The organism is Bradyrhizobium sp. USDA 376 (genome assembly GCF_054063675.1).
The window spans coordinates 3,430,303-3,445,003 of record NZ_JBSSGN010000001.1 but is presented as its reverse complement, the minus strand read 5'-3'; the positions used below and the strand labels follow the sequence as shown (position 1 = coordinate 3,445,003).

The following is a 14,701-nucleotide window of genomic DNA, read 5'->3' as shown; positions in this document are numbered from 1 at the left end:
GTTCTCCGTTCCGCGGGGCGGTGGTAGAAGCTGCCCACGGCGTGGGCAGAGCCGCCCACGGCCTTGAAAGCGACAAGAAAACCCATCAAGTTGCGGCACTTAACGTAACAGGGCTTGTAAGCTAACAAGACTTGTAACCTGACCAAACTTGTAGCCTAACAAACCTTGGGCGTGGGGCGCGCAGGTTTCCCGGCCCGCCCTTCTGGACCCAACAACCAACCCGATCAGGACATGCCATTGACCATGGCCCAAGGAATGAAGCGCCTCGGGACGCCGATCGCGGCGCTGCTCGGCGTCGCGCTGATCGCCCTGATCGCAACCTCATGGCTCATCAACCGCGACGCGCTGCGCAAGGCGGTGGAAGCCCAGATCCGCGACGTCACCGGCCTGGAGCTCAATGTCGCAGGCAGCATCGACATTTCGGTGCTGCCGGCGAGCTACATCTCCTTCCATGACGTCGGCCTGAAGGGCGGCGGCACCAGCGATCCCGCGCTCCATGTCGACGTGCTCACCGCCAATCTGCGGCTGCTGCCGCTGCTGCTGCAGCGGTTCGAGATCGCCGACCTGACGCTGCTCAGGCCGCGTATCCATATCAGCCTCAAGCCGGATGGCGAGAGCAACTGGACGCCCTTCATCCAGACCATCGCCCGCACCATGAAGCCCGGGGCCGACAACCAGGTGTCGTTCTCCGAGATCAGGATCCAGGACGGCGTGCTCAATTACGAGGACGCCGCCACCCACGCCACCGAGAAGTTCGAGGACATCGACCTGTCGCTGGCCTGGCCCTCGATCTCGCGCTCGTTTGCCGCGACCGGACAGTTCGACTGGCGCGGCGAGCGCGTCGACGGCTCGATCAGCTTTTCCGATTTCGTCGCCGCCCTCTCCGGCGACCGGTCCGGCCTGAAGGCCCGGATCGCCAGCGCGCCGCTCAAGCTCGCCTTCGACGGCAGCGTCGCAAACCGCACCAGCCCGATGATGGAGGGCACCCTCACCATCGACAGTCCGTCCTTGCGCACCGCGCTGCGCTGGACCGGACAGCCGCAGCCGGCCAGCGGCGGCTTCGGCCGCTTCGCGCTGAAAGCGCGCGCCAACGTGGTGGGCGCCTCGATCGCGCTCACCAATGTCAATGTCGAGCTGGACGGCAACGCCGCCGAGGGCGTCATGACCTACGCCAATAACGGCCGGCAGACGCTGCAGGCGACGCTCGCGGCCGACGCGCTCGACTTCACGCCTTATATCTCGACCTTCCGCCTGCTCGCGAGCGGCGCCCGCGACTGGAACAGACAGCTGTTCGATCTCAACGGGCTCTCGACCACCGACCTCGACATGCGCCTGTCGGCGGCGCGGCTGACCGTCGGACCGACGAAGCTCGGCCGCACCGCGATCGGCGCCAATTTGCGCAACGGCACGCTGGCGCTCTCGGTCGGCGAGGCCCAGGTCTATGGCGGCATCGCCAAGGGCTCGTTCGGCATTGCCCGCTCCGACAGCGTCGCCGACATCAAGGCGCAATTCCAGTTCACAGATGTCGACCTGCAGGCCTGCGCCACCGAGCTGTTCGGCCTCAACAAGCTGTCCGGGCGCGGCAACATCAACGTTTCCCTCCTTGCCTCCGGCTCGAGCCCGTTCGGCCTCGTGCAGTCGCTCGACGGCAGTGCCACGGTCACCGGGCATGCCGGCGCGATCTCGGGCTTCAACGCCGAGCAGCTGCTGAAGCGGCTGGAGCGGCGGCCGCTGTCGGGCGGCGGCAATTTCCGCAGCGGCTCGACCCCTTACGACAACCTCACCATCGCGGTGAAATTCTCCGACGGCATTGCCACCGCCGAAGACATCCGCGTCGAAGGGCCGACGGCGAAGATCACGCTCACCGGCACCGCCTCGGTGCCGACGCGCGAATACGACATGAAGGGCGTGGCCAGCCTCAACAGTACGTCGGGCTTCGAATTGCCCTTCGTGGTGCAGGGGCCCTGGGATGATCCGCTGATCTTCCCCGATCCGGAAAGCCTGATCCGCCGCTCGCCGGCTTCCGCCCCGCTGCTCGACATGCTCAAGGACCGCAAGGGGAGCGATGCCGTGCGCTCCGCCATCGAGCGCATCACCGGCGGCGGAAAGCGTCCCGCACCGGCGGAATCGCCGACGGCGGAGAACGCCAAAGAGAACGCCAAGGAAAACGCCAAGTCGAACTAGTGCCACATCATTGAGCGCTGATCGGCCGGCAACGGCCGACCAGCGCGAATTGATCCGGGCGAATTGATGCGGCGATTGGATCGATGCGCACGTTAAGCATCTCCACTGGCGCAAGGCCCACGACATAGGTCTGACAAGATGCCGCTAGATCGGCTCACCGCCATGCGCTAGTGTTTTACACGACCGGTTAAAAACACCGGCCGTTTGAGGGAGAAAAACGTGAGATCCAAGGTTATTGGCGCAGTGTCACTGGCGGTCGCTGCGGTTGGGCTGTTCGCGGTCACTGCACCCGCCTTTGCGCAGCAGAAGACGATTACGGTCTGGTGGGGCAAGGGCTTCTATCGCTCCGAAGACGACGCGCTGATCGATACGATCAAGAAATTCGAAGCCAAGACCGGCATCAAGGTCGAATTGTCGCAATACGCGATCCAGGACATGATCCCGAAGACGGTTGCCGCGCTCGACGCCGGCACCGTGCCCGATGTGGCCTATTCCGATTCGTATGACGTGCAGGCACAGGGCAAGTGGGCCTATGAGGGCAAGCTCGAGGACCTCACCGACGTCATGGATCCGATCAAGGGCCGGTTCGTGCAGAACACGCTGGACGCCTCGATCCTCTATAACGACGTCACCAAGAAGAAGGCCTATTACGGCTTCCCGCTGAAGCAGCAGAGCATGCACGTCCAGATCTGGAACGACATGCTTGAGAAGGCCGGCTTCAAGCAGAGCGACATCCCGAACGACTGGACGGGCTATTGGACGTTCTGGTGCGACAAGGTGCAGCCGGCGATCCGCAAGGCCACCGGCCAGCGCATCTACGCCGTCGGCCAGCCGATGGGCGTGGAATCCACCGACGCCTTCCAGTCCTTCTACACCTTCATGGACGCCTACCACGTCAAGCTGGTCGACGACGACGGCAAGCTCCTGGTCGACGATCCCAAGGTTCGCGAGAACCTGATTCTGGCGATGAAGGACTACACCGACACCTATATCAAGGGCTGCACGCCGCCCTCCTCGACGACCTGGAAGGACCCGGACAACAACGTCGCCTTCCACAACAAGACCATCGTGATGACCCACAACTTCACGATCTCGATCGCGGCGAAGTGGTTCGAAGACTCGCAGAACCAGGCCCTGACCCAGGAGCAGCGCGACGCCGGCAAGAAGGCCTATGAGCAGGACATCGTCACGGCGTCCTTCCCGAAGGCGCCCGACGGCTCGACCATCCGCTACCGCTCCGACGTCAAGACCGGACTGATCTTCACCGCGGCCAAGAACAAGCCCGAGGCCAAGCAGTTCATCAGCTTCCTGCTTCAGGAAGAGAACGTCCGTCCCTATATCGAGGGCGCGCTCGGCCGCTGGTTCCCGGTGACGAAGGAAAGCCAGGAAAGCCCGTTCTGGCAGGCTGACAAGCACCGCAAGGCGGTCTACGCGCAGTTCAAGGGCGGCACCGCGGCGTTCGACTTCACCAAGAACTGGAAGTTCACGATCCTGAACAACGAGAACATCTGGGCCAAGGCGATGAACCGGGTCGTCAGCGAGAAGGTCCCGGTCGACAAGGCCGTGGACGAGATGATCGCCCGCATCAAGCAGGTCGCGGGCTAAGTGCTACCCTCCCTCTCCCCGTTCTTACGGAGAGAGGGTCGGGGTGAGGGGCTTTATCCGCGAGTTGCGCGCGTGGTGAGTCCTGTACCCCCTCACCCGGATCGCGCCGGACGATGCTTCGCATCGCCGGGGCGACGCAGCCGAAGCTCTGCTTCGGCGTTCTTTAGAACGGCCGCCGCAGGCGGCCTATGCCTCTCCCCGCAAGCGGGGAGAGGTTTTAGATTTGAGAAGAGTCCGAAAGAATGGCGATCACGCTCTCTGGCGATCAGGCACTCCCCGGCCCGCCCCTGTCGTCGCGGCTGACCCCGGCGCAGGTCTGGGGCATTATTCTGCTCGCGCCCTATCTGCTCGTTTTCCTTGCCTTCGTCGTCTATCCCGTCTGCTACGGGCTATGGCTGGCGCGCGCTCCGGCGAACTATGTCGCGCTGTACAACGATCCGATCTTTGCGCGTGCCGCAGTCAACACGCTGATCTTCCTGGTCATCGGCATCAACATCAAGATGCTGATCGCGCTGTTCCTGTCCGGCTTCTTCGCCATGCAGCGCACCTGGATCAAATGGCTCTCGGTGATCTTCATCCTGCCCTGGGCGGTGCCGTCAATCCCGACCATCCTGTCGGTGCGCTTCATGTTCAATCCCGAATGGGGCGTCATCAACCACCTCATCTTCTCGTTCACCGGCGATGACGGCCCGAACTGGCTGAACGACCCGACCGTGGCGCTCAGCATGGCGATCGGCGTTCACATCTGGAAGTCGCTGCCGTTCTGGACGCTGATCCTGATCACCGGACGCCTTGCGATCTCGCACGACCTGTTCGAGGCCGCCGAGGTGGACGGCGCGAGCTGGTGGCAGAAATTCCGCTACATCACCTGGCCGTCGATGCAGACGCTCTACGTGACCTGCACGCTGCTCTCGATGATCTGGACGCTGGGCGATTTCAACAGTGTCTACCTGCTCACCGGCGGTGGCCCGGCCGACCTCACGCACGTGCTGGCGACGCTCGGTATCCGCTATCTCCGGCTCGACCAGCTCTCGCTCGCGATGGCCTCCATCGTCTGCGCGATGCCGTTCGTCCTGCCGCTCGTGTACTTCATGATGAAACGGTTGTCGCGATGAAGCTTCCCTCTCTCCGTGACGTCGCGACGGAAGCGCGGCTGCTCCTGATCGGCATTCCCGTCTTCCTGTGGACGATGATCCCGATCTACCACATGTTCCTGTTCGCGATCTCGCCGAAGGAGGACGCGTTCTCGGGCAAGCTTTGGCCGGACCATCCGACGCTGCACAACTTCGAAATCGTGTTCAAGCAGCAGCATTACTTCCTGCGCGACTTCTACGTGCAGTTCTGGAATTCGACCCTGATCGCAGCGGCCGTCGGCGTGCTGACGCTGTTCATCGCCACGGCCGCGGCGTTCTCGATCTCGCGGCTGAAGGTGCCGGGCGGGCGCATGGTGTTGAACCTCGCGCTCTTCACCTATTTCATCCCCGCGGCGTTCCTCGCGGTGCCGATGTACCGCACCATGGGCAATTACGGCCTGCTCAACAATCACTGGTCGCTGATCCTGGCCATGGTGACGATCGCCAGCCCCTACGCGATCTGGGTGCTCAAGCAGGCCTCCGACAAGCTGCCGGTCGAGCTGGACGAAGCCGCGGTCATGGACGGCGCGACGACGCTGCAGATCTTCCGCCTGGTCTATCTGCCGCTGATGATGCCCTCGCTGGTCGCGATCGGCACCTATGCGGTGCTGCTCGCTTGGAACGAATATCTCTACGCGTTCCTGCTGCTCTCGAACGATCGTGAGATCACCCTCCCCGTCGCACTCGGCAACTTCCTCGCCGCCGACGACTCGCCGTGGGAGCTGCTGATGACCACCGGCTTCATCTACGCGCTGCCGCCGGCCGCGGTCTATTACGCCTTCCGCCGCTACATGGTGGGCGGGCTCACGGCAGGCGCGGTGAAGTCCTGACGCGACAGGACGCGCCGGGTCGCAGCAAGCATAGCGTTCGAGCGACAATGCGGGCAATTGCGGGTTGTCGACGCCTGCTCTAACCTCCGTGCCCCAATGTTACGGGGCACGGCATCATGCGCAGCAACGACGCGATCCATCTCGGCTTGATGCTGCTGGCGCTTGCGGCCGCCTATCTGGTGCCGTTCGAGCTGCTGCTGCTGGCCTATGTCGTGCTCGGCCCGGCGCATTATTTCACCGAGATCTCGTGGCTGCACGACCGCAGCTACTATCTGCCTCACCGCGGGATTGCGGTGGCTCTGGCCATCGTCGCCGTGGTCGCGGCGCTGATCGACAACGCCTCGTGGTTCGGCTTCGCGATGTGGGGCGCGCTGGTCGTCTGCGCCATGCTGGCGGCGACCGCCACGGCGATCGAGAGCATGCTCATGTTCATGGTGGCGATCGCCCTGTCCGTGATCATGTATTCGAGCGGATCGTCGCTCGCCGTCATCGGCATCCTGATTCCGACGCTCATCCACGTCTCGCTGTTCACGCTGATCTTCATGGTGCTCGGCGCCTATCGGTCCGGCAGCCGCGTGCAGGGCGCGCTGGTGGCGGTGTACCTCGTCGCAATCGCCACGATCCTGCTGCTGCCACCGGCCGCCGAAATCCGGATCGCGAGCTTTGCCCGCGTCGGACAGGATTATTTCGGCAATGTCGGCCCGGCCCTGGGCCGGCTGTTCGGCGTGCCCGGCCTCGTGCTCGATACCAGGCTGACCAGCCTGCTCGCCTTCGTCTACACCTATCACTACCTCAACTGGTTCATCAAAGCCGACGTGATCCGCTGGACCGCAGTGCCGAAGGCGCGGCTGGCGGCAATGGCCGCCGCCAGCGCGGCGTCCACTGCGCTCTATTTCTACAACTATGCGTTCGGCTTCACCTTCCTGCTGGCGCTCAGCTTGATCCACATCCTGCTCGAGTTTCCGCTCAACAGTCTCGCGCTGCGCCAGCTCGGCGCGGCAGTCCAGGACGCGACCCGGGCGCGGCTCGCCGCGCGAACGGCTACAGCGGCGCCGCGCTCTCGCCCTGTGAGCTCGACAGTTTCGAGGCGAGCGAGGCGATGACGATGACCACCGCGATCAGGGCGATCACCAGCGTGCAGATCGCGTTGATCTCGGGCTTCACCCCGAGCCGCACCTCCGAATAGATCCGGATCGGCAGCGTCGCCGAGCCGGGGCCGGTGGTGAAGCTCGCGATCACGAGATCGTCCAGCGACAACGTGAACGCCAGCATCCAGCCGGCAACGATCGCGGGCGCGATCAGCGGCAGCGTCACGGCGACGAACGCCCGCACCGGGTCGCAGCCGAGGTCCATCGCCGCCTCCTCCAGCGAGCGATCGAGCGAGCCGAGACGGGACTGTACGACCACCGCGACAAAGCACATGGTCAGCGTGGTGTGGGCGATCGTCACGGTCCAGAAGCCGCGCTCGGCGTTCAGCGCCACGAATAGCAGCAACAGCGACAATCCGGTGATCACCTCCGGCATCACCAGCGGCGCATAGAGCATGCCGGAGAACAGCGTGCGGCCGCGAAACCGCTCGCCGCGCGCCAGCGCCACCGCCGCGAGCGTGCCGAGCAGCGTGGCGATGGTCGCGGAGGAGACCGCGACCCGCAGGCTCATCCAGGCCGCCTCGATCATGGCGCGGTCGTTGAAGAATTCGCGATACCAGCGCAGCGACCAGCCGCCCCACACCGTCACCAGGCGCGAGGCATTGAAGGAGTAGAGCACGAGGATCAGGATCGGCAAGTAGAGGAATGCCAGCCCCAGCGCCAGCGAGGCGATGTTGAAGCGGGACAGGCGGGAGACCTTGCGCATCGCCCTACCTTCCCTGTTCGAGTTGCCGCTTCTGCAGCCGCTCGTACAGCAACAGCGGCACCAGAAGCACCACCAGCAGCACAATGGCCGCGGCGGAGGCAACCGGCCAGTCCTTGTTGGTGAAGAATTCGAGCCACAGGGTCTGGCCGATCATCAGCGAGTTGGAGCCGGCCAAGAGATCAGGGATCACGAACTCGCCGACGATGGGGATGAAGCACAGCAGCACGCCGGCACCGACGCCGGGCAGCGACAGCGGAAAGGTCACGAGCCAGAACACCTGCCAGGGCGGCGCGCCGAGATCGGAGGCCGCCTCCTCCAGCACCGGCTCCATCTTGGCGAGCGTGGCGTAGAGCGGCAGGATCATGAACGGCAGGTAGGAATAGACGATACCGATATACATCGCGGTGTCGGTGGAGAGCCACACCACGGGTTGGCTGACCAGATGCAACGCCAGCAGGATCTGGTTGAGCAGGCCGTCATGCTGGAGGATGTTGATCCAGGCATAGATGCGGATCAGGAACGAGGTCCAGAACGGCACGATCACCAGCACCATCGCCACCGCCTGCCAGCGCTTCGGCAATCGTGCCATGCCATAGGCGATGGGATAGCCGATCAGGAGCAGCAGCGCGGTCGCGGTGATCGCGACGGTAAGGCTGCGCACATAGGCAAACACGTAGATGTCGTCGGAGCCGAGCAGCCTGAAATTGTCGATCGAGAGCGCGGCAAAGGCGGCCTTCAGCGCATCCCATCCCACCGTCAAGTCGAACACGGGCTCGTAAGGCGGCTGCGCGATCGCGGTCTGCGACAGGCTGATCTTGAGCACGAAGGCGAACGGCACCAGGAAGAACAGCGCCATCCAGACATAGGGCGCAATCGCGGCAAAGCGTGCCGGACGCGCGAAGATGCGGCGGGAGCTCATGATTGCAGCACCACGCAATCGTCGGGCGTGAACCAGGCGACGACATGCTGGTTCAGGCTGTAGGCGTCGACGTCGATGCGCGCGCTGTTGGCGACTGACGCCTGCAGCAGCCCGCCCGTATCGAGCTTCACCTTGTAGGTGGTGGTGCCGCCGAGATAGCAGATGTCGGCGATGACACCATTGAGCCGGTTGATCGCCGTCTCGCGCCCCACCTCACTCACGGGACCGCGGCGCGAGAGCTTGACCTTCTCGGGGCGGATCGCGACCGAAAATCTTCCCGCGCCGACCGGCTCGCGCGGCTCGGCCACCACCAGCGCACCCGCGTCACGCGTGCCAACGACCAGGCGATGACCGTCGCGCAATTTGGATTCGCCGTCGAACAGATTGATGTCGCCGACGAACTCCGCGATCCAGCGCGAGCGCGGCGCCTCGTAGAGCTCGCGCGGGCTCGCGACCTGGGCGAGCTTGCCGGCCTTGATCACGCCGATCCGGCTCGCCATCGTCATCGCCTCCTCCTGGTCGTGGGTGACGATGATGAAGGTCATGCCGAGCCGCCGCTGCAGCTCCATCAGCTCGCCTTGCGTGCTCTCGCGCAGCTTCTTGTCGAGCGCTGCGAGCGGCTCGTCGAGCAGCAGGAGCTGCGGCCGGCGTGCCAGGGCGCGGGCGAGCGCCACGCGCTGGCGCTGGCCGCCGGACAACTGGTCAGGCTTGCGCTTCTCCAGGCCCTCGAGCTTCACCAGCGCGACCATTTCGGCCACGCGCGTGGCGATGTCGGCGCGCGCCATGCCGGCGCGCTTCAGGCCGAAGGCGATGTTGTCGCGCACCGACAGATGCGGAAACAGCGCGTAGTTCTGGAACATCATGTTGATCGGGCGCTGGTGCGGCAGCGCCTGCGCGATGTCCTTGCCGCCAAGCAGGATGCGCCCCTCGTCCGGCGCCTCGAAGCCGGCGAGCATGCGCAGCAGCGTGGTCTTGCCGCAGCCGCTGGGGCCCAGCAGCGCAAAGAATTCGCCGGCCCTGATGTCGAGCGAGACGCCATCGACGGCCCGGAACGTCCCGAACGCCTTGGCGACGCCCTCGATGCGCAGCAGCGGCTGCCCCGCGGCGGGAAATGCATCTCCGCCAGCCGCTTCAGCCGCAACATCCGTTCCGGGCAACTCTTCCGCCATGGTCCCTGCCAACCCCGATTCCGCCGCACGCTAGCGGCCGATCGTCCCTAGCTCAACCGGTTCGGGACCGATCATCGCAATTTGGCCTTCATGCGGGGCATCAAAGGGCGTATGATCACGATATGACCAAGCTGCTGGATCAAGCCCTGGAGATCGCGCGCAGTCTGCCCTCGGACGCGCAGGACGACATTGCCCGGATCGTACTCCAGCTCGCCGGCGCCGATGCAGCGCCTCCTGTCATCCTGTCGGATGATGAAAGATCGGCAATTGCCGCATCCAAGGCGGCGGCTAAACGGGGTGAATTCGCAACCGAGGCTCAAGTCCGAGCGACTTGGGCCAAACACGGCCTGTGAATATTCGCTACACGCTTCCGGCGCTCGCCGACCTCGATTCCATTCTGACTTACATTGCAGAAGCGTCTCCTCAGGGAGCAGCACGCGTCCAAAAGCGCATTCAGGACGTTATTGGTCTGCTGCTCGCACATCCCGAGATCGGATCATCATCCATGCTATCCGCCATGGGGCTCGCGATCCCGGAGGGATGCCGGGTGCGCGAGATCCCGACTAGCTCACATTCGCCATGAACGCAGCCAGCGCGTCGCGGTCCGCCGTCGGCATGGTCAAGCCGAGCTCGGAGCGGCGCCACAGAACGTCATCCGGAAAACGCGCCCATTCGTGGGTCATGAGATAGCGCACTTCGGCGCCAGTCAACTCGGGTCCGAACGCGGGGCCGAGCTCCTCGCGGCTCTTGGCCTCGCCGAGCACTGCGGGCAGCCGCGAGCCATAGGCCGCAACCAGGCGCTGAGCCTCTGGCTCCGACAGAAAGCGCCAGCGGTCGCGCGCAAGGTCGATCTCGGTGTCGAAACGATCCCAGGCGAAATCTCCACCAGGCAGCGCCGCGCCGGCGGTCCAGGGCGGCGACATCGGATAGAACGGGGTCAGCTTGGTCACCGCCCGCTCCGCGCGGAGACGCGAGGTGGTGACATCGCCGCCGAACATCGTGAGCATCGGGGCCCGGCGCCGGCGCGCATGAAACAGCGTCGTGCCCTCGCGCCCGCGCGTGGACGCCAGCGCCAGGTTGACGCCGGAGACCGTGCGGACCACGTCGGTCGGGCCGACGCGCTCGCGGAAATAGCGGCTGGCGGCCTCGCAGAGATAGCTGACGTCGGCGCCCGGTATCGCGACGATGGCGGGGTCGCCGGTGAAAGCATGCGTGACCGTGCCGATCAGCGTGAAGTCGCGCTCGAACGGCCGGGCGAAGATCAGCCGCCCGTCATTGTTCTGAAACACGTAGACATTTTCAGAATCGAACAGGCGCGGCACGACGATCTGGCTCATCTGCATGGCCGCCATCGCCGGCTGCGGCTGCCGCAGTACGGTGTCCGCGACTATCGAGGTCCAGGCGCCGGTGGTGTTGGCCAGCGCCCGCGCCGTGACGATACGGCGATAGCCGCGATCGACCACGGCGAGCCGCCAGGTGTCGGTTCGATCGGCACGGACGCAGCGCGCTCCGGTCCGGATCGCTGCGCCACGTTCGGCGGCATCAAGCGCCGTGAGCACGACCAGGCGGGAATCGTCGACGACGCAGTCCCAATACTCGAACGCCATACCGAACGGACGTTTCAGTGCGTTGCCGACCGGATGATGCGTGATGTCGAGGGTCGCCGACGGCGGCAGGCCGCCCCGGTTCGTGAGGCCGTCATAAACATACAGGCCGGCGCGCAACAGCCATGGCGGACGCTCCTCGGAATGCGCCGGGATCACGAAGCGCATCGGCCGGACCAGGTGCGGCGCGATCCGGAGCCAGATCCGGCGCTCGGCGAGCGCCCGGCGCACCCGCCAGAAGCCGCGGCGCTCCAGCACCGACAGATCGCCATGGATCAGCCGCGGTGTCGCCGACGACGCGGCGCCGGCGAGATCACCCTGCTCGAACAGAATCACGCGCAGGCCGCGGCCAGCCGCATCGCGCGCGAGGCTGACACCGTTCAGGCCGCCGCCGATGATCGCAAGATCGTAATCCGCCATGAAACCGTCGACAGGGAGCGAAGCTCACCATCCCTAGAGCCATTTCCGTTCCGATGAAATCGGAACGGGCTCTAGATTTTCGTTTTGACGCGTTTTCTTGACGCGAACCGGTATCCACTTCGCTCGAAAACGCTCTAACCGGTCTTGAGCGCAAGCTCCACGGTTTCGGCGCGGCCGACGAGATCGGCATATTTGCCGATCGGCAGGGGCTTGCCGAGCAGATAGCCCTGCACGCCGTCGCAGCCCTCCTTGGCGAGGAAGGCAAGCTGTTCGAGCGTCTCGACGCCCTCCGCGATGATCGACATTTCGAGGCCGTGGCCGAGGTCGATCACGGCGCGCACGATTGCAGCCGATTGCGGGTTGCGGCCGAGATTGATGATGAAGGCGCGGTCGATCTTGATCTTGTCGAACGGGAACGCCTGGAGATAGCTCAGCGAGGAATAGCCGCTGCCGAAATCGTCCATCGAGATGCGCACGCCGAGCGCCTTCAGCCGGCGCAGCAGCGCAAGGCCCCGGTCGAAATCCTCGATCAGCACGCCCTCGGTGATCTCGAGCTCGAGCCGGCCGGGCGCAAGGCCCGTCTCGATCAGGATCGAATGGACGAGGCCGACCACGTCGCCGTGCATGAACTGCGCCGGCGACAGATTGACAGCGACCTGGAGCGGCTTCGGCCAGGACGCCGCCTCGCGGCAGGCTTCGCGCAGGATCCACTCGCCCATCTCGACGATCAGGCCGCTCTCCTCGGCGATCGGGATGAATTCGGCCGGTGAGACCTGGCCACGCACCGGATGCTGCCAGCGCGCCAGCGCCTCGAAGCCGATGATCTCGCTCTCGGCGACGCTGAGGCCCGCGGCTCCCTGCGGCTGGAAGGCGAGCGAGAGCTCGCCGTTCTTGATCGCCATCGAGAGGTCCTGGTGCAGCACGCGGCGATCGCGGATCTGCTGGTCCATCTCCGGCTGGTAGAGGCTGATGGTGCCGCGCGACTTCTGCTTGGCGCGGAACAGTGCCGCACCGGCGTTGGCGAGCAGCGAGGCGCCATCCGTGCCATTGTGCGGGAAGATCGCCATGCCGGTGGTGACGCCGGCACGGACCGGCCGGCCGTCGATCTGAAACTCCTGCGCGACGGCTTCGCCGATCTGTTGCGCCAGCGCGAGACCCGATTCCGGCTGCTTGCCGTCGATGATCAGGCCGAACTCGTCGCCGGACAGGCGCGCCACCACGCCGCCCCGCGCGGAGTCCTGGAGCCGCTGGGCCACCTCGATCAGGAGCTTGTCGCCGAGAGCATGGCCGAAGACGTCGTTGACCTCCTTGAGCCCGTCGAGGTCGACGCAGAGCACGGCGAACTCCTCGCCGGTGCCTTCGCAGGCCTCGATCATCTGGGTCAGCGCCTGCAGGAAGGCGGCGCGGTTCGGCAGATCGGTGAGGCCGTCGTGATAGGCCATGTGCGCCATGCGCGACTCGGTCTGCCGGCGGTCGGTGACGTCCTCGTGGGTCTTGATCAGATATTGCGGCTCGCCGGCATCGCTGAGCACCGTGGCGCGGCGCGTCAGGAACAGCCGCAGGCCGTCCTTGGTGGAGATCGGATGCTCCTCGGTGATCATCCCGCGCTTCTTGATCGCCGCCTCGTCGCGGGCGATGATCAGCTTGGCTTCCTTGGGATTGAAGATGTCGGACGCGGTCAGGCCCGTGGCTTCCTCGCGCCGGCGGTTGAGGATGGTCTCGGCACTGCGATTGGCGAGCAGATAGCGGCCATCCTTGACCTGCTCGACGATCAGCGCCACCGGGATATTGTCGACCACGAGCTCGAGGAACTTCTTGGTGCTTTCCAGCTCCTGCGACAGCGAGCGGCGGTCGGTGATGTCCTCGAACACCAGCAGCAGGAATTCCGGCTTGTTGCTCTCGTTGCGGACGACGATCCGGATCGAGGCCACCATGCGCCGCTCACCGCCGCGATCGACCTCGAACTCATTGCGGAACTGACCGTCCGGCGCCTCCAGCGCCGCCCGGTCGGCCGCCTCGATGCTCGCCGCCGAGCCCGGCGCAAACAGCTCCCGCGCATTCCTGCCGACGGCGTAGTCCCGCGACAGTCCCCAGAACCGCTCATAGGCGCTGTTCGCGAAGATGTAGCAACCGTCGTCGATGTTCTTCGCGGCTACACAGGCCGGCACATGGTCCAGCACCGATTCCAGGAATTGCTTGGTGGAAGCGAGTTGCCGCGACAGCTTGCGCTGGTCGCTGACGTCGAGATGAGTTGCGACCGATCCGCCGTTCGGCAGGATGAAATATTTCACCAGGATGGCCCGCCCGTCGGGCAGCTCGGTGATCAGGCCGTTGGGGCTTGCCGCCTTCTCGTAGAACTCGTTGTCGGAGACGCCGCCGAGCACTCCGCGCCTGCGCCTGAGCTCGAGCAGCTCATAGCCGTTCATATTGGCCCAGAGTTCCGAGCGCGTCAGGCCGTAGATATTGAGATAGCGGTCGTTGCAGAAGATGATGCGCCGCTCCGCATCGGTCATCACCACGCCCTGGTTGAGATTGTTCATGGCGGAGGAGACGAAGGCATTGCGCCGCAATTGCAACCGCCTCGTCCGGCGCAGCGCCGAATGGACCCACAGCGCGACGGTGGCCAGGAATGCGCAGACGACGATTCCCGCGATCAGGACTTCCCAGATCAGGTTGGGATCGAGCTGGCCGATGTAGCTCGGCGGGGCAAGGCCGTCCGAGAGCGCAAAGGCGCGCGCAGGCGCGACCGCGCCGGCCAGGCACACGACGGCCTGCACAGCAATCGGAAGCGTGCTGCCCACGTGCCAGTTCTTCTCAGCCATCAGCCACCCGCGATTTCAACGTCGGATTGTCTGGCCTCGCGGGTTTGGATCGGGTAAACGCCTGTACGCGCAACAGAAAAAATGTGACGCCAAACACGGCAATTGCCCTGACATGATAAATGCTTCCTTAACGGAAAACGGCCCCAGGCCCTCGTTCTCAG

General features: G+C 64.9%; 12 protein-coding genes. 7 read left to right on the top strand and 5 right to left on the bottom strand.

Features of this window, described 5'->3' with window-relative positions; all coding sequences use genetic code 11:
- Positions 1-243: 243 nt before the first annotated feature.
- The 5 genes from ACVJ19_RS16100 (at position 244) to ACVJ19_RS16080 (ending at position 6,855) form a co-directional block, all read left to right on the top strand.
- Positions 244-2,184: an AsmA family protein gene (locus ACVJ19_RS16100; protein WP_453955144.1), complete on the top strand. Its 1,941-nt coding sequence runs from the start codon at positions 244-246 to the stop codon at positions 2,182-2,184.
- 219 nt (positions 2,185-2,403) lie between these two features.
- Positions 2,404-3,789: an ABC transporter substrate-binding protein gene (locus tag ACVJ19_RS16095; protein ID WP_453950039.1), complete on the top strand. Its 1,386-nt coding sequence runs from the start codon at positions 2,404-2,406 to the stop codon at positions 3,787-3,789.
- A gap of 242 nt (positions 3,790-4,031) precedes the next feature.
- Positions 4,032-4,904, top strand: coding sequence for a carbohydrate ABC transporter permease (locus ACVJ19_RS16090; protein WP_453950038.1), 873 nt, complete (start codon positions 4,032-4,034; stop codon positions 4,902-4,904).
- On the top strand, positions 4,901-5,752 hold the full coding sequence (locus ACVJ19_RS16085) for a carbohydrate ABC transporter permease (protein ID WP_018641536.1): 852 nt from the start codon (positions 4,901-4,903) through the stop codon (positions 5,750-5,752). Before ACVJ19_RS16090 ends, ACVJ19_RS16085 begins: the two co-directional genes overlap by 4 nt.
- 116 nt (positions 5,753-5,868) lie before the next feature.
- Entirely contained in the window at positions 5,869-6,855 is a 987-nt protein-coding gene (locus ACVJ19_RS16080) for a hypothetical protein (RefSeq protein ID WP_453950036.1), read from the top strand.
- Here the strand turns inward: ACVJ19_RS16080 and ACVJ19_RS16075 are convergent.
- The 3 genes from ACVJ19_RS16075 to ACVJ19_RS16065 are packed head-to-tail and all read right to left on the bottom strand — an operon-like array spanning position 6,794 to position 9,694.
- On the bottom strand, positions 6,794-7,606 hold the full coding sequence (locus ACVJ19_RS16075) for an ABC transporter permease (RefSeq protein WP_453950034.1): 813 nt from the start codon (positions 7,604-7,606) through the stop codon (positions 6,794-6,796). The two genes, ACVJ19_RS16080 and ACVJ19_RS16075, sit on opposite strands and share 62 nt — an antisense overlap.
- Positions 7,607-7,610: 4 nt before the next feature.
- Positions 7,611-8,525, bottom strand: a complete 915-nt coding sequence (locus ACVJ19_RS16070) for an ABC transporter permease (protein ID WP_453950033.1) — start codon at positions 8,523-8,525, stop codon at positions 7,611-7,613.
- Positions 8,522-9,694: an ABC transporter ATP-binding protein gene (locus ACVJ19_RS16065; protein ID WP_453955143.1), complete on the bottom strand. Its 1,173-nt coding sequence runs from the start codon at positions 9,692-9,694 to the stop codon at positions 8,522-8,524. The genes ACVJ19_RS16070 and ACVJ19_RS16065 overlap by 4 nt, the downstream gene beginning before the upstream one ends.
- Positions 9,695-9,816: 122 nt before the next feature.
- Here ACVJ19_RS16065 and ACVJ19_RS16060 point away from each other — a divergent pair, with 122 nt between their 5' ends.
- Both ACVJ19_RS16060 and ACVJ19_RS16055 read left to right on the top strand, forming a co-directional pair.
- Positions 9,817-10,047, top strand: a complete 231-nt coding sequence (locus ACVJ19_RS16060; protein ID WP_453950032.1) for a hypothetical protein — start codon at positions 9,817-9,819, stop codon at positions 10,045-10,047.
- On the top strand, positions 10,044-10,277 hold the full coding sequence (locus tag ACVJ19_RS16055; RefSeq protein WP_453950030.1) for a type II toxin-antitoxin system RelE/ParE family toxin: 234 nt from the start codon (positions 10,044-10,046) through the stop codon (positions 10,275-10,277). The genes ACVJ19_RS16060 and ACVJ19_RS16055 overlap by 4 nt, the downstream gene beginning before the upstream one ends.
- Here the strand turns inward: ACVJ19_RS16055 and ACVJ19_RS16050 are convergent.
- Entirely contained in the window at positions 10,258-11,718 is a 1,461-nt protein-coding gene (locus tag ACVJ19_RS16050) for a glycerol-3-phosphate dehydrogenase (protein WP_453950029.1), read from the bottom strand. The two genes, ACVJ19_RS16055 and ACVJ19_RS16050, sit on opposite strands and share 20 nt — an antisense overlap.
- A gap of 134 nt (positions 11,719-11,852) precedes the next feature.
- Complete coding sequence (locus ACVJ19_RS16045) at positions 11,853-14,540, bottom strand: sensor domain-containing protein (RefSeq protein WP_453950028.1); 2,688 nt, start codon at positions 14,538-14,540, stop codon at positions 11,853-11,855.
- Between the last annotated feature and the right edge of the window lie 161 nt (positions 14,541-14,701).

What these genes read in the sequence shown, in the direction of transcription:
- ACVJ19_RS16060 (WP_453950032.1), top strand. Translation starts at nt 9,817, where the DNA reads ATGACCAAGCTGCTGGATCAAGCCCTGGAGATCGCGCGCAGTCTGCCC.
- ACVJ19_RS16075 (WP_453950034.1), bottom strand. Translation starts at nt 7,606, where the DNA reads ATGCGCAAGGTCTCCCGCCTGTCCCGCTTCAACATCGCCTCGCTGGCG.
- ACVJ19_RS16050 (WP_453950029.1), bottom strand. Translation starts at nt 11,718, where the DNA reads ATGGCGGATTACGATCTTGCGATCATCGGCGGCGGCCTGAACGGTGTC.
- ACVJ19_RS16080 (WP_453950036.1), top strand. Translation starts at nt 5,869, where the DNA reads ATGCGCAGCAACGACGCGATCCATCTCGGCTTGATGCTGCTGGCGCTT.
- ACVJ19_RS16090 (WP_453950038.1), top strand. Translation starts at nt 4,032, where the DNA reads ATGGCGATCACGCTCTCTGGCGATCAGGCACTCCCCGGCCCGCCCCTG.
- ACVJ19_RS16065 (WP_453955143.1), bottom strand. Translation starts at nt 9,694, where the DNA reads ATGGCGGAAGAGTTGCCCGGAACGGATGTTGCGGCTGAAGCGGCTGGC.
- ACVJ19_RS16085 (WP_018641536.1), top strand. Translation starts at nt 4,901, where the DNA reads ATGAAGCTTCCCTCTCTCCGTGACGTCGCGACGGAAGCGCGGCTGCTC.
- ACVJ19_RS16045 (WP_453950028.1), bottom strand. Translation starts at nt 14,540, where the DNA reads ATGGCTGAGAAGAACTGGCACGTGGGCAGCACGCTTCCGATTGCTGTG.
- ACVJ19_RS16100 (WP_453955144.1), top strand. Translation starts at nt 244, where the DNA reads ATGGCCCAAGGAATGAAGCGCCTCGGGACGCCGATCGCGGCGCTGCTC.
- ACVJ19_RS16070 (WP_453950033.1), bottom strand. Translation starts at nt 8,525, where the DNA reads ATGAGCTCCCGCCGCATCTTCGCGCGTCCGGCACGCTTTGCCGCGATT.